Annotated in this window: 23 protein-coding genes; 14 read left to right on the top strand and 9 right to left on the bottom strand. The window is 47.5% G+C overall.

Features of this window, described 5'->3' with window-relative positions; genetic code table 11:
• The 4 genes from speE to B2751_RS06910 form a co-directional block, all read left to right on the top strand.
• The coding region (speE, locus tag B2751_RS06895; protein WP_290773768.1) for a polyamine aminopropyltransferase at positions 1-774 on the top strand (774 nt) is incomplete at its 5' end.
• Between the two features lie 114 nt (positions 775-888).
• Entirely contained in the window at positions 889-1761 is an 873-nt protein-coding gene (gene speB, locus B2751_RS06900) for an agmatinase (protein WP_290773770.1), read from the top strand.
• 525 nt (positions 1762-2286) lie between these two features.
• The gene (locus B2751_RS06905) at positions 2287-3072 is read left to right on the top strand and encodes a DUF4397 domain-containing protein (protein ID WP_290773772.1); all 786 of its coding nucleotides are present in this window, start codon (positions 2287-2289) and stop codon (positions 3070-3072) included.
• Positions 3044-3649 carry a class F sortase gene (locus B2751_RS06910; RefSeq protein ID WP_290773774.1) on the top strand — a complete coding sequence of 202 codons (606 nt, stop codon included), beginning with the start codon at positions 3044-3046 and terminating at the stop codon, positions 3647-3649. Before B2751_RS06905 ends, B2751_RS06910 begins: the two co-directional genes overlap by 29 nt.
• 50 nt (positions 3650-3699) lie before the next feature.
• Here the strand turns inward: B2751_RS06910 and B2751_RS06915 are convergent, their stop codons facing one another.
• The 9 genes from B2751_RS06915 to B2751_RS06955 form a co-directional block, all read right to left on the bottom strand.
• Positions 3700-5001: a globin-coupled sensor protein gene (locus tag B2751_RS06915; protein ID WP_056064050.1), complete on the bottom strand. Its 1302-nt coding sequence runs from the start codon at positions 4999-5001 to the stop codon at positions 3700-3702.
• Positions 5002-5171: 170 nt separating this feature from the next.
• Positions 5172-5396 (bottom strand): hypothetical protein, encoded by a 225-nt coding sequence (locus tag B2751_RS06920; RefSeq protein WP_035411332.1) that lies wholly within the window; start codon positions 5394-5396, stop codon positions 5172-5174.
• Between the two features lie 86 nt (positions 5397-5482).
• Complete coding sequence (locus B2751_RS06925) at positions 5483-5689, bottom strand: heavy-metal-associated domain-containing protein (RefSeq protein WP_023466808.1); 207 nt, start codon at positions 5687-5689, stop codon at positions 5483-5485.
• Positions 5686-7815, bottom strand: coding sequence for a heavy metal translocating P-type ATPase (locus B2751_RS06930; RefSeq protein WP_290773777.1), 2130 nt, complete (start codon positions 7813-7815; stop codon positions 5686-5688). Before B2751_RS06930 ends, B2751_RS06925 begins: the two co-directional genes overlap by 4 nt.
• A 13-nt stretch (positions 7816-7828) precedes the next feature.
• Positions 7829-8125 (bottom strand): metal-sensitive transcriptional regulator, encoded by a 297-nt coding sequence (locus B2751_RS06935; RefSeq protein ID WP_035411326.1) that lies wholly within the window; start codon positions 8123-8125, stop codon positions 7829-7831.
• 119 nt (positions 8126-8244) lie between these two features.
• Entirely contained in the window at positions 8245-9780 is a 1536-nt protein-coding gene (locus B2751_RS06940; protein WP_290773779.1) for a DHA2 family efflux MFS transporter permease subunit, read from the bottom strand.
• 259 nt (positions 9781-10039) lie between these two features.
• Entirely contained in the window at positions 10040-10366 is a 327-nt protein-coding gene (ytxJ, locus tag B2751_RS06945) for a bacillithiol system redox-active protein YtxJ (RefSeq protein ID WP_035411320.1), read from the bottom strand.
• Between the two features lie 6 nt (positions 10367-10372).
• Positions 10373-12001: an acetolactate synthase large subunit gene (locus B2751_RS06950; RefSeq protein ID WP_290773782.1), complete on the bottom strand. Its 1629-nt coding sequence runs from the start codon at positions 11999-12001 to the stop codon at positions 10373-10375.
• Positions 11998-13434 (bottom strand): NAD-dependent succinate-semialdehyde dehydrogenase, encoded by a 1437-nt coding sequence (locus B2751_RS06955; RefSeq protein WP_035411314.1) that lies wholly within the window; start codon positions 13432-13434, stop codon positions 11998-12000. Before B2751_RS06955 ends, B2751_RS06950 begins: the two co-directional genes overlap by 4 nt.
• A 349-nt stretch (positions 13435-13783) precedes the next feature.
• Here B2751_RS06955 and B2751_RS06960 point away from each other — a divergent pair, with 349 nt between their 5' ends.
• From B2751_RS06960 to B2751_RS07005, 10 genes are all read left to right on the top strand, one after another.
• A complete protein-coding gene (locus tag B2751_RS06960) occupies positions 13784-15484 on the top strand; it encodes a glycoside hydrolase family 13 protein (protein ID WP_056064035.1) in 1701 nt (566 codons plus the stop codon).
• A gap of 108 nt (positions 15485-15592) precedes the next feature.
• Entirely contained in the window at positions 15593-16015 is a 423-nt protein-coding gene (locus B2751_RS06965) for a DUF1934 domain-containing protein (RefSeq protein WP_231496909.1), read from the top strand.
• Positions 16005-16424, top strand: a complete 420-nt coding sequence (locus tag B2751_RS06970; protein WP_050677289.1) for a hypothetical protein — start codon at positions 16005-16007, stop codon at positions 16422-16424. The genes B2751_RS06965 and B2751_RS06970 overlap by 11 nt, the downstream gene beginning before the upstream one ends.
• 55 nt (positions 16425-16479) lie before the next feature.
• On the top strand, positions 16480-16917 hold the full coding sequence (locus B2751_RS06975; protein WP_056064029.1) for an NUDIX hydrolase: 438 nt from the start codon (positions 16480-16482) through the stop codon (positions 16915-16917).
• A gap of 142 nt (positions 16918-17059) precedes the next feature.
• Positions 17060-19195, top strand: coding sequence for a (Fe-S)-binding protein (locus tag B2751_RS06980; RefSeq protein WP_290773784.1), 2136 nt, complete (start codon positions 17060-17062; stop codon positions 19193-19195).
• 154 nt (positions 19196-19349) lie between these two features.
• Positions 19350-19718, top strand: a complete 369-nt coding sequence (locus B2751_RS06985; protein ID WP_035411297.1) for a MerR family transcriptional regulator — start codon at positions 19350-19352, stop codon at positions 19716-19718.
• Between the two features lie 36 nt (positions 19719-19754).
• Positions 19755-21077: a hemolysin family protein gene (locus tag B2751_RS06990; protein ID WP_035411294.1), complete on the top strand. Its 1323-nt coding sequence runs from the start codon at positions 19755-19757 to the stop codon at positions 21075-21077.
• A 178-nt stretch (positions 21078-21255) separates the two neighbouring features.
• Positions 21256-22932: a LytS/YhcK type 5TM receptor domain-containing protein gene (locus B2751_RS06995; protein ID WP_035411291.1), complete on the top strand. Its 1677-nt coding sequence runs from the start codon at positions 21256-21258 to the stop codon at positions 22930-22932.
• 89 nt (positions 22933-23021) lie between these two features.
• Positions 23022-24053: an aldose epimerase family protein gene (locus B2751_RS07000; RefSeq protein ID WP_035411287.1), complete on the top strand. Its 1032-nt coding sequence runs from the start codon at positions 23022-23024 to the stop codon at positions 24051-24053.
• A 70-nt stretch (positions 24054-24123) separates the two neighbouring features.
• Positions 24124-24978, top strand: a complete 855-nt coding sequence (locus B2751_RS07005) for a DegV family protein (protein WP_035411284.1) — start codon at positions 24124-24126, stop codon at positions 24976-24978.
• Positions 24979-24984 lie beyond the last annotated feature (6 nt).

Genomic DNA, 24984 nt, shown 5'->3' on the forward strand with positions numbered 1-24984 from the left:
AACCACGTTTATGAGAGCGAACAAACGGAGTTTCAACGCCTAGAGATGGTTGAAACGGACGAGTTCGGTACGATGTTGTTACTTGACGGAATGGTCATGACGACAGATAAGGACGAGTTCGTTTACCACGAGATGGTCGCGCACGTCCCATTGTTCACACACCCGAATCCAAAATCGGTTCTGGTCGTTGGTGGAGGAGACGGCGGAGTCATCCGTGAAGTCTTGAAACACCCGTCCGTCGAAAAAGCTGTTTTGGTTGAAATCGACGGAAAAGTCATCGAGTATTCGAAAAAATACCTCCCGAACATCGCAGGTGGATTGGACGATGCACGCGTCGAAGTCATCGTTGGGGATGGATTCATGCATATCGCAGAAGCAGAAAACGAGTATGATGTCATCATGGTCGATTCGACAGAACCAGTTGGTCCAGCGGTCAACTTGTTCACGAAAGGCTTCTACTCTGGTATTTCAAAAGCATTAAAAGAAGACGGTATTTTCGTCGCACAATCGGATAACCCATGGTTCACACCAGACTTGATCCGTGATGTTCAACGCGACGTCAAAGAAATCTTCCCGATCACGAAGCTCTACATCGCTAACGTTCCGACATATCCAAGTGGTCTTTGGACGTTTACGATCGGATCAAAAAAACACGATCCGCTTGCTGTCGTACCAGAGCGTTTCCACGAGATCGATACGAAGTATTACACGCCTGAGCTTCACACGGCAGCATTCGCGCTTCCGAAGTTCGTTAAAGATTTGACGAACGGCTGAGTTCAGTCACTATAGCACACATGAACAGAGCGGTTTCGATCTTCGAAATCGCTCTGTTGTCAGGTAAAGAGGCGTTTGCAGCAGCAAACGACCAATGAACAGGGGGAATGGATCATGCGTTTTGATGAAGCATATTCAGGAAAAGTCTTTATCGCGAGTCAACCGACTCACGAGGATGCAAAAGGAATTTTATACGGCATGCCGATGGACTGGACGGTCAGTTTCCGTCCCGGTTCACGATTCGGTCCGGCACGTATCCGTGAAGTCTCACTTGGTTTAGAAGAATATAGCCCGTACTTAGATGGCGACATCGCCGACGCGAAGTTGTTTGACGCAGGAGATATCCCGTTACCATTCGGGAATGCACAAAAATCACTTGATATGATTGAAGAATACGTCGATTCATTACTGGCAGCAGGCAAGTTCCCGCTCGGTATGGGTGGCGAACATTTAGTCACGTGGCCAGTCGTCAAAGCGTTCGATAAACACTATGATGATTTTGTTGTGCTTCACTTTGATGCGCATACGGACTTGCGTGACGAGTACGAAGGTGAGCCGTTGTCACACTCGACGCCACTCAAGAAAATCGCGAACTTGATCGGACCGGAGAACTGCTATTCGTTCGGAATCCGTTCGGGGATGAAAGAAGAGTTCGAATGGGCGAAGACGTCAGGCTACAACCTTTTCAAATACGAGATCGTCGAGCCGCTTCGTCAAGTTCTTCCAACACTTGCCGGGAAAAAGGTCTACGTCACGATCGACATCGATGTCCTTGATCCGTCAGCAGCACCAGGAACAGGGACACAAGAAATCGGTGGGGTGACGACGAAGGAACTACTCGAAGTCGTTCACATGATTGCACGAGCAGACGTCGACGTCATCGGAGCTGATTTGGTAGAAGTATGCCCAGCGTATGATCAATCGGATATGACAGCGATCGCAGCAGCAAAAGTGTTGCGCGAGATGATGATTGGATTCATTAAATAAATAGACAAAGGAGACCAGACGTGATGTCGGTCTCTTTTGTTTTGTTTAGAAGAAGAACTGAACGACTCCGAATGCACCGAATCCGATGATCAGACTGACAGATGTCTATTGGACGACGCGTAGAACGGACGTCGCAATCTGGTGTTTAAGCAGGTGTGTGATGTTTGCCAGGATGCTCCCCCAGGTGGCAGAACCAAGAAAAATACCGATTAGAAACAAAACGGCATCCTGTCCGCTCGTCATCGGATTCAAGAACGTCAGAAGTAAAACGGACAGGTAGGCACTTAACCGTGACGAGGCTGTATCATAACTAACCTTCTTTTCAATTGATTTGTTATGTATTTTATTTCGAAAACAAAAAGAAGGTCAGTGTGTTTTCAAAACAAGTTCATAGCACACCGAAATCTTTACACATATACGGAAGTATCTTAAGTTTAAGATGTCACCACGACGGAAATATTCTGAAGTGTAAGAACATTGGTTTGAGAGCGATGTACATTTGACAATCAGAAAGGTGGAAAAAAGATGAAGAAACTCTTATCGTTTGTGACTGCTACGTTACTGTTTGCACTATTCGTGCTTCCGGTAGGCGCAGCAGATGACGCAATGGTTCGTGTCATTCATGCTTCACCAGATGCTCCGGCAGTCGATATCGCGGTCGATGGCAAAAAAGCCGTATCAGGAGCAAAATTCAAAGATGTCACAGATTACCTCACACTACCAGCTGGCGAACATAAAGTAGAAGTATTCGCTGCAGGAACAACAAAAGATCCTGTGCTCTCTCAAACACTCAATGTGGAAGCTGGTAAATTCTATTCTGTCGCAGCAATCGGTAAACTTGCTGATATTAAACTTGCTGTCATGGAAGACAACGGCAAAGGCGAAGACGGCAAATCAATGGTCCGTGTCGCACACTTTGCACCAGATGCACCTGCTGTTGATGTCGCACCAAAAGGTGGAGACCCACTCTTTAGCAACCTTGAATTCTCAAAAGTCTCTGACTACGGTACACTCGATGCAGGTACGTATGACCTTGAAGTCCGCCCTGCAGGCGCAACGGATGTCGTCAAAGCACTTGATGGCGTCAAACTCGACAGTGGCAAAAACTATACAGCTCTCGCAATCGGTTTACTAGAAGGCGAGCCAGCGTTTGATGTTCTCTTAATTCCAGATGGCGGTGAAATGGCATCAATGCCAGATACAGGACTTGGTGGTTCTGCTGATACGACTTCTGCTACACCATGGGCAGTCGCAGCAGCTGCCTTGTTAGTAGGAACAGCGTATGTCGTCCGTCGTAAACAAAACGCTTAAGAGTAGTCTGCTTCTCTTACTCGTATTAGCCGGATGCCAATCGGGATCACCTCCAGGTACTACAAAGCCGGAAAAACCAAAACAAACTGAAACGATGTCTTCTTCGTCCACTTCATCCGAAATGGTGGACGAAGAAGCATTCATTCCAACGCGTATTATGATTCCGACGCTCGATGTGAAAGCAAACATCGAAGTCGTCGGGAAGGATAAGCAAGGACGGATGGATGTGCCAAAAAAAACGGATCAAGTCGCGTGGTATAAATACGGTGCGAAAGCCGGTCAAACCGGAAATGTCGTATTAGCAGGACATCTAGACGATGAAAAGGGACCTGCTGTCTTTTATGATTTAGCCAAGATGAAAAAAGGGCAACGGATTGAAGTGACAGGGAAAACAGGACAACAGGTGTCATACGTGGTGACGAACGTCATGTCCTATCCTGTCGATGAAGCACCAGTCGGATCAATCTTTGGTGCGACCGTCATGAACAAACTGACGCTCATTTCATGCATTGGTACGTTTACAAACTCAAAAGGGTACGATCAACGTCTTGTCGTCACGGCAGAACAAGACAATTAAAAAAACAGGTCTCTCACTTCGGCTATGACCGAAAAAGAGAGACCTGTTTTTTAGTGTGTTTCTGAAGCTGCGACAAGATCCGTCGTCAGTGTCGTCAAGCCTTGCGTCGTTTTACTGAGACCTTGGATTGTCTCGACGATTTGTCCAAGGTTTTCTTTATTACGACCAAACAACGTCAGTGAGTTTTCCATTTCACTCTTAACGGTTTGGATTCCTTGTTTGACTTGTTGTAATTCTTGCTGAGATGCAGTGTTGGCGCGTGTGATGTCTTCCATCTGAGAAACCAGTTGTGTAATGTTGCCATTGTTCTTTTGAATCAGACCATTGATGCTGCTACTTAATGACTTGGCATTTTCAGCAAGGTTCCGGACTTCCGTCGCTACGACAGCGAATCCTTTACCGTGTTCACCGGCGCGGGCTGCTTCAATCGAAGCATTTAACGCGAGTAAGTTCGTTTGATTGGCGATCGCTTCGATGCTTTGTGTCATCTGGACGATCTCATCCGACGTCGTTTTCAATTCGTGGATGCTTTCAAGCGAAGTACCAACTTGTTGTGTTGATTGAGCGAATTGTTGCTCCATCTGTTGCATCTGTCGTTCGTTAGCAATCGTCATTTGGACGAGTTGCTGGCTCGTCTGCTCCGTCTGATCTGTTTCTGCCAACACTTGTGAAGCACGTCGGCTCGTTTCGATGATGGCATGATCCGTATGTTCGACGGAGCTTGCGACTTCTTGACTGACACGAACGACGTCTGTCAGCAGTTGACGGCGCGACTCGTTCGCTGCCGTTACTTCATGAAGACGAGAATCGACGTACTGACTCGTTACGATTTGAGCATCTAAGTTCATCGCGTGAGTCAATGCAAGCACGGCTGTTGTCAGTTGCGCTGGGTCATGCTGATAATGTTCGACGATTTTAGGAATCAACAACGTCTGAAACGCAGCATATGAAGCGATGAACCAAGTGACGGGAACGAAGTTGTGTTTATGCGTCTGTCCCATCCGTGTCCGCATCGCAAGGAAGGATTCATCCATGTTTCCTGTCAGAAGACTCGTGAAGTAGTCCGCAAAGACTTTTTTCAATCGTTCGCGTGTCGATGATTGTTTCGCGATCGTTGCCATCTCTGGATTCAATAATAGATGGTCAAGCACTTGCTCGAGGACCTCATCTAAGATGCCTTGAACGACAGGTGCCATCGATTTAAGTGTCTGTAGCTGTTCTTCTGTATACCCCATGTATACGAGACGAGATGTAAGATCAGGATCTGCCGTCTTCGTGATGAGATGAGAATCAGGAAAGCCGATTGTAGCTTGATAAACCGAAGTAGTCTTACTTTTAAAAGGATTGCGCACGTAGTTGCCTCCAATACTCAAGATGTGAATAAAATGATGTCTGTTTCTTATCGGTTCATCTTGACGAAGCGATACTGGTTTTCGAAAAAAAGACGAGAATATTGAAAAACATTGACCGGAAACAAAAAAACTCATGGCAAGTGCCATGAGGAGAATGAAAAAAGACAGGATTAGACCGGTTGATCTTCCTGGAATGCTTTTTTGGCGTCCACGATCGAGCGCATTCGTTGAACGCAGGTTTGAACGAATTGAATATCGATGGAGGTGAAACGGGTGACAGGTCCACGAGCTGACTCGGCACTGAATGTGAAGGTTCCGAGATTCCAAAGTTCGATTTTGAATCGTTTTCCTTTGTTGTCGTCGAAGTGTTCTACGAATTCGATTTGCGGTACCATACGAACCCCTCCTTACTCCGTATATTCCCGCTTTTCAAAAAATAAAAAAGCCAAACTGCGTGTTAGAAGCAGTTTGGCATGGATGTTTAAGCAGTCGGCACATCATAGCCGATCTCTTCGATTGCATCGACGAGGCGCTCACGAGGAACGTCTTCATGCTGTACCGTCACTTGGTTTTGTTCCAGTGAGACAGTAGCATGTTGTACACCTTCGACTTCAGATAAAGCTGATTCGACACTCGCTTTACAGTGATTGCATGTCATACCGATAACAGATAACGTTGTTTCTTTCATGATGAAGTTCCTCCTTCAGATAGTGGGGTACGTTTTAATCGTAACGCATTCGTCACGACAGAGACAGAACTGAATGCCATGGCGGCGCCCGCAAGCCATGGAGCAAGCAGACCAAGAAAAGCAACAGGGATGCCGATCGTATTGTAGCCGAGTGCGAAAACGAGATTTTGACGAATGTTTTTCATTGTCTGCTCACTTAGTTCGATCGCAAGTAAAACTTGTTTTAAATCATGTCCAAGCAACGTCACATCGGCTGCTTCGAGGGCGACATCTGTGCCGCTGCCGAGCGCGATGCCGACGTCCGCCGTTACAAGAGCGGGAGCATCATTGATACCGTCTCCGACCATCGCGACACGTTTCGTTTGTTGAAGTGACTGAATGACATCTGCCTTTTCAACAGGTAAGACGTCAGCAAAGACGAACGCTCGATCGAGTCCGAGTTCTTCCGCTAGATGATCAGCAACTTCACGACGATCACCGGTCAAGAGATACACGTCCTTAGTCTCTCGCAACCGCTGGATTGTTTCTTTCGCTGAATCTTTTAACGCGTCACGGATGGCATATCCGGCAGCGACTTCTCCATCGACGGCGACATACACGAGTGTCGCTCCGAGTGACGTCCAGTCAGGAAGGGCGATTTTTCGTTCCTGAATCATTCGCGCTGAACCAACGATCAAATCATGTCCCATGATTTGTCCTGTGATCCCACGTCCTGATTCGACATGGAACTGTTCGATATCAAAGACGACATCCCGCTCTGCTGTGATGGCACGGGCAAGAGGATGTTCGGATTGACGTTCGAGCGCGGCAGCGAAATCGAGCGCTGTCTCCGTGCCAAACGTCTCGACGACGACAGGGCGACCGACTGTCAGTGTTCCAGTCTTATCAAAGACGACAGCATCGACATGTTGGAGGTTCTCCAGTTGAGCCCCCCCTTTAAAGAGAATCCCTCGTTCCGCTCCTTTTCCGGTTCCGACCATGATTGAAGTTGGTGTTGCGAGTCCGAGTGCACACGGACAGGCGATAACGAGAACCGCGATGGCAGGACGAATCGCTTCTGCAAAGGAACCGGTGAACATCCACCAAGCGGCTAATGTCAGAAGCGCGATGGCGACGACGATCGGTACGAACACACCAGAAATCCGATCGGCTTGGCGCTGAATCGGCGCTTTTTCGGTCTGCGCTTGCTCGACGACGCGAATGATTTGTGCGAGAACCGTTGCTTGCCCGATCTTTGTCGCCTCGATTTGTAAGGAACCGTTCGTATTCAGCGTACCACCAATGACGGATGCGCCAACAGTCTTATGAACAGGAACGGATTCACCGGTCAACATCGACTCATCGAGATACGCATCACCTGCGCGAACAATACCGTCTGTCGGAATTTTATTTCCGGGTTTTACGAGCAACACCATCCCGGCTTGGATCGCCTCAATTGAAACGATCCGTTCCTGCCCATCTTCCAAAACGATGGCTTCTTTCGCTTGTAAGGAAAGCAGACTTTTAATCGCTCCTGTCGTCTGTTGTTTCGCACGGTCTTCGAGAACCTTCCCAAGCAAGACGAGTGTAATCAGAATCGCACTTGTCTCAAAGTAGAGGTGTGGCATATCAGAGACGAACAGCATTTCAGCAACGGAATAGAAGTAGGCTGCCGATGTCCCGAGCGCGACAAGGACATCCATGTTGGCGCTACCGCTCCGTAAACTTTTGTAGGCTCCGCTATAGAAGGGCGCACCGATGATGAATTGCACCGGTGTCGCTAAAGCAAACTGAAGCCACGGATTCATCAAGAATGGAAGATGAAACGGACTGTTCGGAATATGCGTCAGCATGCTTGCGAGCAAAGGGAGCGAAAGAACGGCTGCGATGACGAAGCGATACAGCATCCGACGATTCGATTTTGTTGCGTGTGGTGCTTGTTTGACCGTGGCCTCGTAGCCGATTTTGCGAATTTTTTCGATGATCGCTTGATCATCATAGGCATCAGAAATCGAGACACGAGCCGTCTCGAGTGGTAAGTTGACCGTTGCTTCGACGCCGTCCATCCGGTTCAGGACTTTTTCAATCCGAGCGGAACAGGCGGCACATGTCATCCCTTCAATATCAAACTCAATCGTTTTTGACATCAGAAAACCCTCCTTACTTTTTCAGACGGGCAATGACTGCCATCAACTCATCGACGTAAGCGTCCGTACTGTCTTGACGAGTCGCGACCTCATGCATGCACATTTTGACGTGGCGTTCGATGATTTGCAGTTCGACTTGCCGCAAAGCTGCTTGAATCGATGCGGTTTGCGTCAAAATGTCGATACAATACCGGTCTTCAGAAACCATGTTGGCAATCCCGCGGACCTGTCCTTCGATACGCTTTAATCGTTTCATTAAAGCGTCTTGTTCTTCATGTGTTCGTGGGACGACAGGGTGATCGTGTGCCATAGTCGTGCCTCCTTTAGTAATCTTGTTGTTATCTTTACTCTAACATATAGGTATGGGGGGTACCAGTATATAGCTCAAACAATAAAAAAAGCAGTCGCGAGAGACGACTGCTTTTGCACTTATTGATTGGAGACTTGCGGTTTGACGATCGTTTCGTTCAATGAGCGTTGATCGCTAATGATGTCTTCAGCTTGTTTCGCCCGTTTAATGAAGAAGGCGAGGACGAATGCTAGACCAGCAATGAACGTCGAGATGAAGAATGCATAGTTGATTCCGTCAAGCGTCGCTTGCATCGTAATCTGCTGTTTTAAAGCAGCAGCTGCTTCAGCTGTCGGTTGACTTGTCATGTTCTTCGCCGCTTCGGCCGCGAGCTCTGTGCCACGAGTCTTAGCATGCGTTGACATGATCGTAACAAGCAACGCCGTTCCGATTGCACCAGATACTTGTTGCAACGTATTGTTCATCGCTGTGCCGTGTGGATAATAGCGTGTTGGTAACTGATTCAAACCGTTCGTTGAGACCGGCATCATGACCATTGACATCCCGAACATCCGTAACGAATACAGGATGATCAGATGGGTATACGTCGTATCCATCTCAAGTTGACTGAAGTAATAACTCGTGACGACTGTGATGAACAAACCAGTCAATGCAAGAGGACGACCACCGATCCTATCAAACAGCTTCCCGTTGATCGGTGACATGACGGCCATTAAGATGGCACCCGGTAACAGCATGAGACCCGCATCAAGTGGTGAAATACCGCGAATCGTCTGGACATAGATCGGAAGCAATAACATGCCCGAGAACATCGCCATCGTGACGACCATCGAGATCGCAGAAGACAAGGCGAACATCGGGTAACGATAAATCTTGAAGTTGAGCATCGGACGTTCCATATGCAGCTGACGATAAATGAATGTCACGAGTGCGATGACCCCGACGATCAGTGCTCCATAGACGTGGAAACTATCCCAACCTTTAGAGCCAGCAGAACTGAATCCGTACAATAAGCCACCGAAACCAAGTGACGAAAGTGCAACGGAAGTCAGATCGATCCGAGTCGCAGACCGTTCCTTGACGTCACGAAGCAAGAAGAAACCAGCGACGAGAACGATTAAGGCGATTGGTGTGATGAAGTGGAACAGCATCCGCCAATCATAGTGCTCGATGATCCAACCGGATAACGTTGGTCCGATCGCTGGAGCCCCCATCATAATCAATCCGAAGAAGCCCATCGCAGTCCCGCGTTTTTCAATCGGGAAACTGACGAGCATGACGTTCATCAGTAGCGGCATCATGATGGCAGAACCCGACGCTTGAATCATCCGTCCTGCGAGCAACACAGGGAAGACGTCTGCGAATCCGGCAAGAATCGTTCCGGTCGAGAAGAGAGTCATCGCGAGTAAGAACAAGCGACGAACCGAATACTTTTGAATCAAGAAAGCAGATGTCGGAATTAAGACACCATTGACGAGCATGAAACCAGTCGACAGCCATTGAGCAGTAGCTGGTTCGATCGCTAGATCCTTCATGATTGAAGGAAGGGCGATGTTGAGCAAGGTATTATTTAAGAAAGCGATGAATGCCCCGATCATCAAAACGGCGAGGATGCCGTAAGGAGCTCGAGCTGTGTGAGTTGCACTTTGTTGCATGAATATCCTCCTAACTAAACTAACGGTACAGATTTCTATACGGTCGTTCTATCTGTAGTTTATCTTAATCCGATTTAGTTCGAATTACAAATAATAATAGCTAAGAAAGATAATTTTATTTTTTATGTAGTTTTGAAAGCGTTTTTTTAAATGAGGAAAATGATTCGTAGGAAATAAAAAAGCGCAATCCTTCTCGTTAGAGGAAAATTGCGCTTTGTCTTCAGTTTGAAACAGCCAGAAGCTTGTTTCATAGTTAGCGTTACTGAACGTTCGTTTCGAGTGCATCCTTTGTAATGTCGTAGTGAGATGCTGTCCAGACAGATTTGCCGTCCTGAATGAAAAGAACTTGTGGCGACTCATGTCGGACATTATAGTGTTCAGCGATGTGATTCGATAAGGTCCGAGCTTCTTGGACGAAGAGATATGCTGTCGGAACAGATGTTTCATCCGCGAACTTCGTATACTCTGAGAATCCTGCGGCACTGATCGGACACGTCGTACTGTGTTTGCAAATCACGAACGCGCTATGCTCGGACGCAAATTGATCAAAATCAGAAATAGACTGCAGTTTACGTGGTTGTGTCATAATATATCACCCTCCATACGTCCGGAGACGTTCACTTAACTTTAGATTTTCCCGGTAATCGACCGGACAGTCAATCAATACGGGTCCATCGCTCGCGAAAGCTTGATCAAGACAATGGGCAAGCGAACCGTGTTCACCGACGCGAAGTCCAAGCGCACCGAAAGCATGAGCCAGTTGAACGAGATCCGGATTATCAAAGGTGATGTACGATGATTTTCCATATGCTTGTTGTTGTTTCCATTCGATGAGACCATATGTCCCGTCTCGCCAAATTAATACGACGAGTGGCAGCTTCAAACGAACGGCGGTCTCGAGGTCCTGACCGTTCATAAGAAAAGCTCCGTCTCCAGCGGCGCAGACGATACGTCGGTCGGGGTAGAGAAGTTTGGCTGCGAGTGCACTCGATAAACCATAGCCCATTGAAGCAAACCCATTCGAAATGAACAATTGATCTGGATGTGTCGTTTGATAATGGCGAGCGAGCCAGACTTTATGTGCTCCGACATCCGAGAAAACCATTCCGGCTTCACCAACCGTCCGTTCGAGCTCACGAACGATGCTTTGAGGATGTAAAGGGAGCGCGAGGGAATATGTTTCTTGAATCTCTTGACGCAACTTATCGCGATTCCGTTGCCAACCGTTCCAGGAACGCTTTGGAAGCAGTGGTGTCAAAACGGTCAATACATCTGAAAGATTGCCGACTAGATTTGCAACGACTGGATAGTAGGCATCGATTTCGTGAAGGTTCGTATCCAGATGAACGACCGGCGTCTTTTTCGGATTCCATTTTTCCGGGGGCAGTTCCGTGATGTCATAACCAATCGTAATGATTAAATCACTCGCATCAAGAATTCGTTGGTTGTAATCAACATCCGGCAAACCGATCGTATGCGCGGCAAGCGGATGTTGTGAGGAGATGGAGCCTTTTCCCATCATTGTCTCGACGACCGGAGCATCCAGCTGTTCGACGAATGCCCGAAACGCCTCAAGTGCGTGTTGACGGTGAATCCCGAAACCGGCAATGATGACAGGACGTTGCGATCGATCGATCAATTGTAAAACGTCCGGATCATCAATCGTCAACGGATGAAGATATGTCGGAGCACTGTCGTTTTTGACAGGAGTCACAGGTTGATCTCGTTCTTGTTTTGCGACGTCTTCTGGGAAAGAGATATGCGTCGCTCCCGGCTTTTCGCTCTGTGCCGTCGCAAAGGCACGACGGACGATTTCCGGAATCACTTCTGGTGTCAGAACGGACGTACTTGACTTTGTGACCGGACGATATAGATCAACGAGATCAAACATTTGATGCGACGCTTTATGTTGCCGTGATAGTGCTCCTTGTCCTGTGATGGCAACGACAGGAGAATGGTCCATCGTTGCACTCGCAATTCCCGTCATCATGTTAGTCGCACCAGGACCAAGCGTCGATAAGCAGACACCCGGTCGTCCACTCAGGCGACCGAACATCGCTGCCATGAACGCAGCGTTCGTTTCGTGACGCGTCGTGATGAACGTGATCGACGAACGACTAAGTGATTCGAGCAATGTGATGTTCTCTTCACCGGGAACACCGAAGATATGCGTGACTCCCTCTGCCTCTAAACATTGGACGAACCAATCCGCCGCGTTCATGCTAGTCCACCGATTGAGATGTATTTTGTCTCGAGATACGCTTCGAGTCCTTCACTACCGCCTTCGCGTCCAAGACCGGATTGTTTCATTCCACCAAATGGTGCTTGTGCAGCAGAAGGAACCCCATCATTCCAGCCGACGATTCCATAATCAAGCCCTTCGATTGCACGAATGGCACGCGCGTAATCCTTCGTAAAGACGTATGAAGCGAGACCGAATGGTGTCTGGTTGGCGTAACGAACCGCTTCTTCATCAGAACTGACACGCTGGACGGGAGCGACAGGTCCGAACGTCTCCTCGTTCATGATCAACATGCCGGGTTTTACGTCAGCGAGCACGGTTGCTTCATAATAATAGACATCGTTCTCCTCGTCCGTTGTTCCTGTTCCACCCGTGACGACACGAGCACCGGCTGAAGTAGCGTCATCAACATGTTTTTTAACTTTATCGTAACCCGCTTTATTAATCATTGGACCGATCTTTGTTTCGGCATCCAGACCGTTCCCGGTTTTCAATTTTGCCGTCTCCTGACCGAGTTTTTCAACGAACGCGTCATAAATCGAATCAGATACATAGATCCGGTTTCCGCAGACACACGTCTGTCCGCCGTTTCGGAATTTCGACTTGATCGTCTCCGCAACAGCTAAATCGAGATCGCAATCATCAAAGACGAGAATCGGTGCATGTCCGCCGAGTTCAAGCGACATCGCTTTGATCGTCTCTGCTCCTTGAGCCATCAGTGTCCGTCCGACTTCGGTCGAACCAGTGAAGGTGATCTTATCGACATGCGGATGTGTCGCGAGTGATTCACCGAGTGCTTTCCCGCTACCTGTAACGGCATTGACGACGCCTTCTGGAATCCCGACTTCCTGACAAAGTTCAAGTAAACGAAGTGCTGTTAATGGAGTCGCGGTGGGTGGTTTGATGACGAACGTACATCCGGCAACGAGAGCCGGAGCCAATTTTCGGGTAATCATGGCTGCTGGGAAATTCCATGGTGTGATCGCGGCGACGACACCAACCGGTTGTTTGATGACTTGAAGTCTTTTAGAAGCATCGTGTGTCGGTATGACACGTCCGTATGCCCGTTTTCCTTCCTCTGCGAACCATTTGACGAAGTTTGCCGCATACTGGACTTCACCTTCTGATTCAGCTAGCGGTTTTCCCATCTCAAGCGTCATTAACCGGGCGAGTTCATCTTTTTTCTCGATCATTTTGGCATAGAGTTTTTCCAAGAGTTCAGCGCGTTCATATACTGTCCGCTTCGACCATTCTGGAAAAGCCTTCCGTGCTGCTTCGACAGCATCATTGACGTCTGATTTTGTTCCGTTTGGTACACTACCGACGACTTCTCCGGTTGCTGGATTCGTGACATCTGTCCGTTCTCGTCCGTGATCCAGCCATTGTCCACCAATAAAGAATTGTCCCTTCATCTTGAAAATCCCCCTTTTTTACGTGCATTGGTTAGGGTATACCCGAACGAATAAAAAAAGATTCATTTTGGAAAGGAAAGGTTATGCAAAAAGGTAGAAATTGACCGATAAACAGTGTAGGATGATTCAGTAAATGTAATGTAAATTCAACTGAAATATTCGATGTAAACGAAGAGTGATCCCCATTGATGTGAAATGGTGAAATCATCCTCGAGACATTGACTTTAAAAGTGGATTTGATAAGATAAAAGTAAAGGGTTTGCGCAATCGGTTGCGCAAAACAAAATGAAGGACGAACAAATATACCTAACTCCTACTAATGACTCACCTACGAGAGGATTTCTAACACATGACACAAATGATACCGCGCCCTGAGACGGCCCAACAAACAATTACACGAGCTTGGTGGAAAGAAGCAGTAGCATACCAAATCTATCCACGCAGCTTTTATGACGCAAATAACGATGGAATCGGCGATATTCCGGGTATCATCGCAAAACTGGATTACTTGAAGGATCTTGGCGTCGACGTTTTGTGGATTTGTCCGATGTTCAAGTCACCGAACGATGATAACGGATATGACATCAGTGACTATGAAGACATTATGGATGAGTTCGGAACAATGGCAGACTTCGATCTCTTAATGGAAGAAGCGCATAAACGAGACATCAAAGTGTTACTTGATCTCGTCGTCAACCACACATCTGATGAACATCCATGGTTCCTTGAATCGCGTTCGTCAAAAGACAACGAGAAACGCGATTGGTACATCTGGAAAGATGCGATCAATGGAGGAGAACCGAACAACTGGGAAAGTATCTTCGGTGGATCAGCATGGGAATATGACGAGAAGACTGAGCAATACTTCCTGCACGTCTTCTCCCGTCGTCAGCCAGACTTGAACTGGCAAAACCGCGATATGCGTCAAGCGGTCTATACAATGATCAACTGGTGGCTTGATAAAGGCATCGATGGTTTCCGAATCGATGCGATCAGTCACATCAACAAGGATCAGTCGTTCGGCGATCTCCCGAACCCACTTGGTATGCCGTATGTGCCGTCGTTTGACATGCATATGAACGTCGAAGGCATCCATGCGTATCTTGAAGAGCTAAAGGATGAGACATTCTCGAAATACGACATCATGACTGTTGGGGAAGCAAACGGCGTCTCGCCGGAAGAAGCAGACCTTTGGGTCGGAGAAGAGAACGGCAAGATGAACATGGTCTTCCAGTTCGAGCACATGGATCTCTGGCGCGCAGATGCGGAAAAAGGCGTCGACGTCGTCAAACTGAAACAAGTGCTGACGAAGTGGCAAAAAGGACTTGAAGCAACCGGTTGGAATGCGTTGTACCTCGAAAACCACGATAAGGTTCGTTCGGTCTCCCTTTGGGGTGACGAGGAACAGTACTGGAAAGAGAGCGCGAAGTCGCTTGCGATGATGTATTTCTTCATGCAAGGCACACCGTTCATCTATCAAGGTCAGGAAATCGGGATGACGAACGTTCAGTTCCCGGATATTTCGGATTATGATGACGTCGCGACGAAAAACATGTATGAGATGCAACTCGCTTCCGGGAAGACACATGAGGAAATCATGGAAGTCATCTGGAACTCGTCCCGCGATAACTCACGCACACCGATGCAATGGACGAACGAGCAAAATGGTGGCTTCTCGAATCAATCCCCATGGTTCGGTGTTAACCCGAACTACGCGGACATCAATGTCGCGTCACAAGAACAAGACGAAGACTCGATTTTGAACTTCTATAAACGAATGATTCAAATCCGTAAGATGGAAGAGACATTGATTTATGGTGCGTATGATCTCATCTTACCGGAAGATACGAAAGTCTATGCCTATACACGGACGCTTGGTGACGAACAGTTCTTGATCGTTACGAACTTAAAAGGCGAAACAGCAGAAATCGATACGGATATCATCTTGCATTCGGATAATATGTTGCTTGGCAACTATCCGACGATGCACCACGAAGGAACAGAACTGGAACTTCGTCCATTCGAAGCTCGTCTGTACCGTGTGCGCTAATATGTTTTGAACGGATTCGAAGTACATCGAATCCGTTTTTTTGTTGTGCGTAAGCAGAAGATGCATCAGACGAAAAAATCGTGTACGCTAAACGATGAGGTGATAGAAGTGAAACCAGTAAAGTACTCGGTGTCATTACGACAGGTGACGACGATTGAAGATGGTCCGATGCGTGAATCGGTCGAACTTGAGGCGGACGGCACGTTGTTCGAAACAAAGGATGGTTTTGCCGTGAAATTCGTTCAACCGGATGAACAACCGATTGATACGACGATCAAATGGTCAAAAGACCAGATCGCCCTGAATCGCAAAGGTCCTGTTGCGATGCATCATGTCTTCATTTTAAAAGAGACGACTAAAAGCCAGTATGGCAGTCAGTTCGGTCAAATGTTGATGGAGACAGACACGGAGACGATTGAGATGAAACCGCAGCAGATGAAGTTTCGCTATACATTAAAAATGAATGGACAAGCAGTCGGTACGTATACGATTGATTTAACTTGGAAACGGAGTGAGACGAATGGCATTTGAACAAACAGTACGTCAAATGGAACAGATGTTGGAAGAGGAATGGTTCGAGTGGCTCGAGAACGATGAGCCGCGCTACAACGAATGGCGTGATCAACTCGAAGGACTCGCAGAGCAGGTCATCACGGAATACAATCCGAAGGTCGATCCGGAGTCAATCGATACGCTACTTTTAATCAATGAAGAATTACCTGTCTTATACGGTGAAGATACCGTCATGCTGTATACAGCGCTTTTGAAAGCACGTCAGGAAGACGATCAAGTATATGAGCGTTACTTGACGATCCTGGGTGCGTTTGCGGACGAACAGCATCCAGCGATCCGTGAAGTCGAAAAGTTAGTCGCGAAAAAGGATTATAAAAATGCCTTCGCACGTGCAGTCCGTCTGCCACAGTCGCTCGGTCTAGAATAAACAATCAGTGGACCATCTTGTTTTAGACAAGGTGGTCTTTTTAGGAGGAAGCGTCATGTATCCACTCTATCGAATCATCGTCGCGATCATCCGGAAGGGCGATCAACTGCTCATTGTCAACAATCAATCGGGTCAGGACAATCGGTGGAGCTTACCCGGTGGACAGATTGAAGCTGGGGAGACACTCGAGCAAGCACTTCGTCGTGAGGTTGCTGAAGAGACTGGCTTGGCAGTCACATCATCGTCGTTTGCCTTCTTGACGGAGAACTTCATGCCAACTTATCAAGCGCACAGTCTCGTCACTTATTTTGATTGCGAGGTGAGCGGAGTACTCGATCCGAATGATCCTGATGAAGAAATTAGCGAGACGAAGTGGATCAATCAAAGGGAGCTAACGGAATACATCACAAGTGAGGATGTCCGTCTTCCGTTATATACATACTTAACAGAACAACACAAAGGTTATTATATGTTTGAAGAGATGAAGTGGTAAGCAAAAAGAACGGATCATCCTTATAAAGGAGTGTATCCGTTCTTTTGCTTAGAATGNNAAAATTTATGAATGAATAGTCATTCATTATATGCTATACTCATTTCAACACAACTGCTTTAGGGGGAAAGGGGTTTGTTCGAACATGAATACGTTTTTAATCATTAACTGGATTGCCTTCCTACTCGTCATCGGTTATGCAGGCTATCTGTTCACATCACTCGTCAAAAGTCGTTATGCCGCCATTAAACGGGGGAAAAAGGCGGAATGGACGCTGACGAATAAAGAACGACTAGACGCAGTTTTAGTTAACGTCTTTGGTCAAAAGAAACTATTAAAAGATAAGAAAAGTGGCGCCATCCACGTCATGATGTTCTATGGATTCTTACTCGTTCAATTCGGAGCGATTGATTTTATCTGGAAAGGACTTGCCGTTGGTCAGCGTTTTCCGCATGTCCCGCTCGGTCCACTTTATCCATTTTTTACATTCTTTCAAGAGATCGTCATGCTCGTCATCTTGATTGCCGTCGTCTGGGGTTTTTATCGCCGGTATGTCGAGAAGCTCGTCCGTCTGAAGCGAAATTTCTTAGCAGGTCTTGCCTTGATCTTCATCGGTGGCTTGATGGTTGCCGTCCTCTTCGGAAATGGATTCTTCCTTGTCTATGAGAACCACTCGACGCTCGGTGAACCCGTCGCTTCAAGCATTGCGTTCTTATTCGGCTGGGTACCGAAATCGGTCGCTTTCGGATTATTCGTCTTCTTCTGGTGGGCACATCTTTTGTTCCTACTTAGCTTCATGGTCTACATCCCACAAGGTAAGCATGCGCACTTGATTGCCGGTACAGCAAACGTCTGGCTCGGGCGGACATCGAAGGTTGGTCGTTTGGCACCGATTGATCTATCCGTCATGGAAGAAGCAGAAGACGACGAAGCGGAATTCAGCTTCGGGGTCAATCGGATTGAAGATTTCAATCAAAAGCAACTCGTTGATCTATATGCCTGCGTCGAGTGCGGTCGCTGTACGAACATGTGCCCAGCAAGCGGAACTGGGAAGATGTTGTCACCGATGGATTTGATCGTTAAATTACGGGACCATCTTAATATGAAAACGGCAGCCATCACACAACGTTCACCATGGGCACCTGCTTTTGCGTTCGAAGGATCGCAAGGAAATCAAATTGCCGCGCTCGCAGCAGCCGGACAGATGGATATCGTCCCGGATTCATTGATTGGGAACGTCATTACGGAAGAAGAAATTTGGGCGTGTACGACGTGCCGAAACTGTGAGGATCAGTGTCCGGTCATGAACGAACATGTTGATAAAATCATCGACCTCCGTCGCCATCTCGTCATGATGGAAGGCAAGATGGATCCGGAAATGCAACGGACGATGGCAAACATCGAACGTCAAGGTAATCCGTGGGGGATGAACCGAAAAGAGCGCGAAAACTGGCGGAAAAACCGTGATGAACTCGTCGTTCCGACAGCGAAAGAAAAGAAGAAAGCAGGCGAAGAGTTCGAGTACCTGTTCTGGGTCGGGGCGATGGGATCGTACGATAACCGGAGTCAAAAAATCGCTAGGGCGTTTGCGCGTATTCTGAACGAGGCAAATATCTCGTTTGCGATTCTCGGAAACGATGAGAAGAACTCGGGCGATACACCACGTCGAATCGGTAACGAAGTCTTGTTCCAAGAACTCGCGGAAGCAAACATCAAATCATTTGAGAAGTATGGCGTCAAAAAGATCGTCACGATTGATCCGCATGCCTACAATACATTCAAAAATGAGTACCCAGACTTCGGACTCAGTCTGGATGTCGAAGTCTATCACCATACCGAATTGCTCGCTCGTCTGATTGATGAGAAACGCATTACACCGTTACATGAAGTTAAGGAGCGGGTCGTCTATCACGATTCGTGTTACCTCGGTCGATACAATGATATTTACGACGCACCGCGTTATATTCTCGAGAAGATTCCAGGCATCACTCTCGTCGAGACAGAACGTAACCGTGAAAAAGGCATGTGTTGTGGTGCTGGTGGCGGTATGATGTGGCAAGAAGAAAAAGTTGGTGCACGTGTCAACGTCGCGCGGACGGAACAATTGTTGACCGTCCAACCATCCGTCATCGGGTCAGCATGTCCGTACTGTTTGACGATGCTTAGTGACGGTACGAAGGCGAAGGAAGTGGATGAAGCGGTCGCCACGTATGATGTCGTCGAATTATTAGAACGCTCGATCGTTGGTATAGCGGTCGAAGAGCCAATTGCCACAGTTTAAAATTAGAAGTGTATAAACGATTATTCTCGTATCAACGGGAGTAATCGTTTTTTTATTAAAAGCATGACGTTTTACTGTACGGTTTTGACATGATAAAATAAAAGGACTAACTATGGCAAGGAGGTGAGAATCTTTTGGGAAGGCGTTACTTCGAATCGGTCAGGTCGCGGAGACCACCGGCTTATCAAAACGAACGATTGATTACTACACATCACTCGGTCTCTTAACATCAGAGCGTACTGCATCGGGCTACCGTTTGTATGACGAATCGGTCATTCATCAAATCGAAAAGATTGAATATTTGAAGTCTCAACGGCTTTCCCTGCAAGAGATTCTTGCTTCTTTTACGGAACGAGAACAAAAAACAGGAGAGACGATTTATCAGGAAGTACAACAATTACAGACGACGGTTGAAGGACTCGAGCAACGTTTGTTGCAGTCGACGGAAGTCGAAAAACAAGCGATTCGCTTAGAACTGTCCCGGCGTCTGACATTGATTGCTTCTCTGATTGCACAGCTTTAATACAAAACAATGGAGGTGACCCCTGTTTAGGGGATTTTGGATACTATATTATTCATCAATTTATTTTTAGTGGTGTTGTTGATTGTGTTGACGGCGTTCTTCGTCGGATCGGAATTCGCTGTCGTCAAAGTGCGGATGTCGCGTTTGGATCAGATGATCCAGGAAGGCAATAAAAGTGCGGTCCTTGCGAAAAAAATCGCCGGTGATCTTGATTATTACTTGTCTGCCTGTCAGCTCGGTATTACCGTCACGGCACTCGGTCTTGGGGCACTTGGAGAACCGACAGTCGAAAAGATCTTGCATCCGGTCTTCGATGACTTCGGGATCTCTGCTGCTGTTTCAACACTCTTGTCGTTTGGTATCGCATTTGTATCCGTAACGTTCTTACACGTCGTCATCGGCGAACTTGCTCCGAAGACACTCGCGATTCAGTATGCAGAACGCATGACATTGTTATTTGCTCGTCCGCTGTATGTGTTCGGGAAGATCATGTATCCGTTCATCTGGTTACTCAACGGTTCAGCACGCATGTTCCTTGGTCTGTTCGGTGTCAAACCAGCAGGACATGAACAAGCCCACTCAGAAGATGAATTGAAAATCATCATGGCGCAAAGTTTCCAAAGTGGTGAAATCAATCAGACGGAACTTGCTCTCATGCAGAACGTCTTCGCCTTTGACGAGCATATTGTCAAAGACTTAATGGTTCCACGAATGCGGATGGAGACGATCTCGGAACGTTTGACGAAGAATGAACTGATGGAAATCTTCATGGATAATCCGTATACGCGTTATCCGGTCACAGAAGAGAACGATAAAGACCGGATTCTTGGATACGTCAACGTCAAGGAAGTCTTGACGGATTTTGCGAACGGGAACGAACATCCGGTGACACATTACGTCAAGGAACTACCGGTCGTTTCTGAAGTAACATCACTTCAGGACACATTGCGGAAGATGAAACGGACCCGGACACACCTCGTACTCGTCGTCGATGAATATGGTGGAACAGCAGGACTCGTCTCGATGGAAGACTTACTCGAAGAAATCGTCGGCGAAATCCGTGATGAATTCGATGCAGATGAAGTCGAAGAAATCGAACAAATCAAATCTGACGAATTTTTACTGGACGGTACTGTATTACTCGTGGATTTAGAAGAACGTTTCAACATTCGATTTACGAACGTCGAGGACGTGGATACGATCGGCGGCTGGATTCAGATGCACAACATTGATCTTCAACCCGGTGAGCACATCGATACACCAGACTTTTCGGTTGAAGTAATGGAGATGGAGAACTATCAAATCAATCGCGTCAAGATTTGGTTGCATCCAGCTGAACAAGTAGAAGCAGAAGGATAAGATGGTCGGTTCCTCATCGAGGAGCCGATTTTTTTATATCACATCAGTCAAAAAATTAAGAACTTGCGGATTGTGTGAACTTTCAACGGTCATGATAGGAGAATGGTGGAGTGAGCGGGAATGTAATCTACAACTACCGTATTGTCGATTCGCGTCCTATGAAACGAGGAGGTATTCCGTGCTTGATCAGATTCCATTCTTACTGAGTCGTTTAGGTATGTTAGCACTGTTAGCCTTTCTATTGTCCCAGTGGCGCATTTCTCGATACATATTCAAGATGGACCGCGGGATGAATGTACCACTTCTTTTAGCATTCGTATCATCTGGTATTTTAATGAACTATGCGGGAATCGTGCTTTCGAATGATACAACGATCGATCCGTTACTCGGGTTATCCGTCAAAAAGGATGCTTTATTACTTGATACACGTTTAGCAGTCATCGTGACGAGCGGTCTGATCGGTGGACCAATCGTCGGTGGGATCACAGGATGTCTAGTCGGGTTGCACCGCTATTTACTCGGTTCTCTAGGAGCAGAAGCAGGTTGGATCATTGCGATGATAGCTGGACTCGTGAGTGGATGGTACCGGAAACGTTGGCGCTTACGGGATGACTATGCCTTGATTCCACCAGTCGGCATCGTCTTAGCCGCATTGTTCTTTGAAAGTGGAATCACGTTGTTGCTGGCTCCAGACACGACGCAGGCGCTTGATTTAATCAGTCATGCGGTGTTTCCGCTATTGTTCGCGAACACATGTGGTGTGGTACTGTTTATCATGATTTTACGAACGCAACTTCGACTCGAAGGTGATCTCTTCGTCCGACAAACGGAGCGTTCTGATCGGTTATTACAAGCGTTGCAACCCTTACGAAAGCAGGGGTTGACGTCAGAAGTCGCCCGACAAATCGGAGCGACATTATTAAAGGAGACGAAAATGCAACGTGTCGTCTTACTCGGAGCGACGGAAGTCGTCATTGATATGACGGAACAGCAACCTGCTGTCTGTGGCGAACAACCGAGACGTGAGGAACAACAATGGATTGAGGCAGAAGAACCCGTCCGACAGGAAGATGAACTGACGGGACAGATTCTAAGCTTTCATCCAATACGCATCAACGGTCAAAAGGCGGGTGTCATCTGTTATTTCTCGAAAGATCTATTTGACGATACGGTCGAGCGAATGACGGAACAACTTGTCCGTTTATTAGCACGAGAGTTATACATGCACCGAGAAGAGCAGTTGCTCCGATTAAGCGGTAGAAAGATGAAACCTATGTTACACGTCAGTTATCTCAAAGGCATCATCGAAGAAATTCAGCGGACAGCCGATCCCGGAACTCCTGTAAAACATCAATTGAATGCGTTGCTTCAACTTTTGACGACAGCGACGCGGCACGATGAACATCCACTGCGTGAGGAACTAGCGACGCTAAAAGCTTATCTATCGCTCGAAGGTACACGCCGCCGTCCGAATCAATTGACATCCGCTGATATCACGGTCGATCTCGACATCGAGACTTCCGTTGAGGAATACTTCGTTTTCCCGTTCCTCGTGACACAGCTTGTCGATAATGCACTACGTCACGCGTTCGTAAGGGCAGGACGGCATCACCGGATTGATGTCCGCGCCTTTAAGTCGACGACGGGTTGGGTTATCGAAGTCGCAGACAATGGGCAAGGAATGCCGCTTGCTGTGATGCAACAACTGGATCAAAAAGAATCAGGTGATTCGAATCTGTTCTTGATTCGACGCGCACTGGATGTGACATATGGTCCGGCTGCGTCACTACGCGTCTATTCCATTATCCATCAAGGAACACGAATCGAAGTCCGGCTACCTTTTCCATCGCCTTGACGACAGTGGCACTTTGCTACTGTTGTTTTTTTGTGTTGCTTCAAGGGTAAATAGGAAAACAGCAAAACGTATTGTACAGGAGGAAGCAGATGATGATTACGACAACAGAAGTGGGTCAACTAGGAGATCAGTACTTGTTGCGGTTCACGTTAGAGAATGTTCATGGACATAGTGTCGATATCTTGAACCGAGGCGCAAAAATTCTTGCGATACGGGTTCCAGATCAGCAAGGGATGATTGAAAACGTCGTACTCGCATTTGATGACCTGTCAGAATACCAGGATGATCCACACCATTTAGGCGCAACGATCGGACGTGTCGGAGGACGAATCGCGAACGGAGCGTTCGCGCTCGAAGGAATGACGTATGTACTTGAACAAAATGAAGGCGAGCATCATCTTCACGGGGGAAGCGAGAATTGGGCGAACCGGATGTTCACGCACGAAATCAACGATGACCGACTTGTCCTACGATTAGATAGTCCGAATGGAGAGAACGGCTACCCAGGTCACTTATCGTTTGAGTTGACCTTCGAATGGACAGACGAGAACGTCCTGCATGTTCATTATGAAGCGGAGACGACGGCCTCGACACCGTTCAGTCCGACGAATCATACGTACTTCAATTTGACGGGTGAGGCGAAGACGACAATCGAACAGCACGTCCTGCGAATGGACGCCCCTTTTTATATTCCGTTGACGAAAGATGCCGTACCGACCGGTGACATTCTCCCGGTAACAGACACCGTTTTTGATTTTCTCGATGCCCGTTTTCTACATGAAGTCACACACGCACCAGACGAACAACTTCGTCAAGCGGGTAGCGGGGTGGATCATCCCTTCCTGCTTAGAGAAGGTGGGGAGATCGTTCTTGACGAACCAATCAGCGGGCGGCGGTTACGGGTCGTAACCGACCAACCGGGGGTCGTCGTCTACACGGCCAATCACTTGTCAGGCGAGTTCACGATTTGTGGAAGACGGGCAACGCCGTACCTGGGCATCTGTTTTGAGACACAAGGGCTACCGGATGCGATCAATCAACCAGATTTCCCTTCCGTTGTCTTGCGTGCCGGTGAGCACTATCATAAGCGTACATCGTTTCATTTTCAGATGATGTCATGAGGTATCTTGCGATTTCCACTCCTGTATATGGTAGGATAGAGCGAGAAGAATCTAACGGAGGCTAAGGAAAATGACTAAAATTGCATGGGTGACCGATAGTATGGCCTATTTCACGAAAGAAGAGGCGGAAGCGATTGGCGTCAATGTCGTGCCGATTCAAATTTTACTTGGTGATACGGCGTATCAAGAGAATGCCATTACGGTCGAGCGTCTGTTTCGTGCCCTGGATGCGGACAAAAAGCTGATTGCAAAAACTTCACAACCGATCTTTGGTGAGTTCGTCGGGACATACGAACGGCTAAAAGAAGAAGGATATGACTGCGCGATTGCAGTACATTGTACGAATGGCTTATCAAGTACCGTTCAAAGCTCAGCATCAGCAGCGGAAGCGGCAAGCTTCCCGGTTCATATCATCGATTCCCATACCGCGTTCGAAAACCAACAGGAATTCATTCGTTACGGAATGGAACTTGAGGCACAGGGGAAATCGGTCGAAGAAATCGTTGCGGCGTTACAAGCATTGACGAAAAAGACCCATTTTTATATGATTGTCGGTAATATGGAGACGATGCGTCGCGGTGGACGTGTCTCGTCAGGAGACCTGTTCCTTGCGAACTTACTCAGCATCAAACCGATCATCACGACGGATGAAGCGGGAAAAGTCGTACCATTCAAAAAAGCGCGTTCTCTTAAGAAAGCCTACATCGAGATGGTCAAACAAATCGATGAGTCGATGCGTCAACACACGTTCTATAAGAACCGGATATATGTTGCGACGACGATGGCACCCGAAATGGCAGCAGAACTGCGCCAACAGGTCGCAGCGAAATTCCCGGATCTGACAATTCTTGAAGGCACGTTCGGACCGGCAATTGGGACACATGCCGGAGCAGAGACGGTCGGTCTGTTCTGGATGAATGATTAAAATTAC

This window comes from Exiguobacterium sp. UBA6282 (assembly GCF_002440475.1).
Taxonomy (GTDB): domain Bacteria; phylum Bacillota; class Bacilli; order Exiguobacteriales; family Exiguobacteriaceae; genus Exiguobacterium_A.

What these genes read in the sequence shown, in the direction of transcription:
- speB (WP_290773770.1), top strand. Translation starts at nt 889, where the DNA reads ATGCGTTTTGATGAAGCATATTCAGGAAAAGTCTTTATCGCGAGTCAA.
- B2751_RS06905 (WP_290773772.1), top strand. Translation starts at nt 2,287, where the DNA reads ATGAAGAAACTCTTATCGTTTGTGACTGCTACGTTACTGTTTGCACTA.
- B2751_RS06910 (WP_290773774.1), top strand. Translation starts at nt 3,044, where the DNA reads ATGTCGTCCGTCGTAAACAAAACGCTTAAGAGTAGTCTGCTTCTCTTA.
- B2751_RS06920 (WP_035411332.1), bottom strand. Translation starts at nt 5,396, where the DNA reads ATGGTACCGCAAATCGAATTCGTAGAACACTTCGACGACAACAAAGGA.
- B2751_RS06925 (WP_023466808.1), bottom strand. Translation starts at nt 5,689, where the DNA reads ATGAAAGAAACAACGTTATCTGTTATCGGTATGACATGCAATCACTGT.
- B2751_RS06930 (WP_290773777.1), bottom strand. Translation starts at nt 7,815, where the DNA reads ATGTCAAAAACGATTGAGTTTGATATTGAAGGGATGACATGTGCCGCC.
- B2751_RS06935 (WP_035411326.1), bottom strand. Translation starts at nt 8,125, where the DNA reads ATGGCACACGATCACCCTGTCGTCCCACGAACACATGAAGAACAAGAC.
- B2751_RS06940 (WP_290773779.1), bottom strand. Translation starts at nt 9,780, where the DNA reads ATGCAACAAAGTGCAACTCACACAGCTCGAGCTCCTTACGGCATCCTC.
- ytxJ (WP_035411320.1), bottom strand. Translation starts at nt 10,366, where the DNA reads ATGACACAACCACGTAAACTGCAGTCTATTTCTGATTTTGATCAATTT.
- B2751_RS06950 (WP_290773782.1), bottom strand. Translation starts at nt 12,001, where the DNA reads ATGAACGCGGCGGATTGGTTCGTCCAATGTTTAGAGGCAGAGGGAGTC.
- B2751_RS06955 (WP_035411314.1), bottom strand. Translation starts at nt 13,434, where the DNA reads ATGAAGGGACAATTCTTTATTGGTGGACAATGGCTGGATCACGGACGA.
- B2751_RS06960 (WP_056064035.1), top strand. Translation starts at nt 13,784, where the DNA reads ATGACACAAATGATACCGCGCCCTGAGACGGCCCAACAAACAATTACA.
- B2751_RS06970 (WP_050677289.1), top strand. Translation starts at nt 16,005, where the DNA reads ATGGCATTTGAACAAACAGTACGTCAAATGGAACAGATGTTGGAAGAG.
- B2751_RS06975 (WP_056064029.1), top strand. Translation starts at nt 16,480, where the DNA reads ATGTATCCACTCTATCGAATCATCGTCGCGATCATCCGGAAGGGCGAT.
- B2751_RS06980 (WP_290773784.1), top strand. Translation starts at nt 17,060, where the DNA reads ATGAATACGTTTTTAATCATTAACTGGATTGCCTTCCTACTCGTCATC.
- B2751_RS07000 (WP_035411287.1), top strand. Translation starts at nt 23,022, where the DNA reads ATGATGATTACGACAACAGAAGTGGGTCAACTAGGAGATCAGTACTTG.
- B2751_RS07005 (WP_035411284.1), top strand. Translation starts at nt 24,124, where the DNA reads ATGACTAAAATTGCATGGGTGACCGATAGTATGGCCTATTTCACGAAA.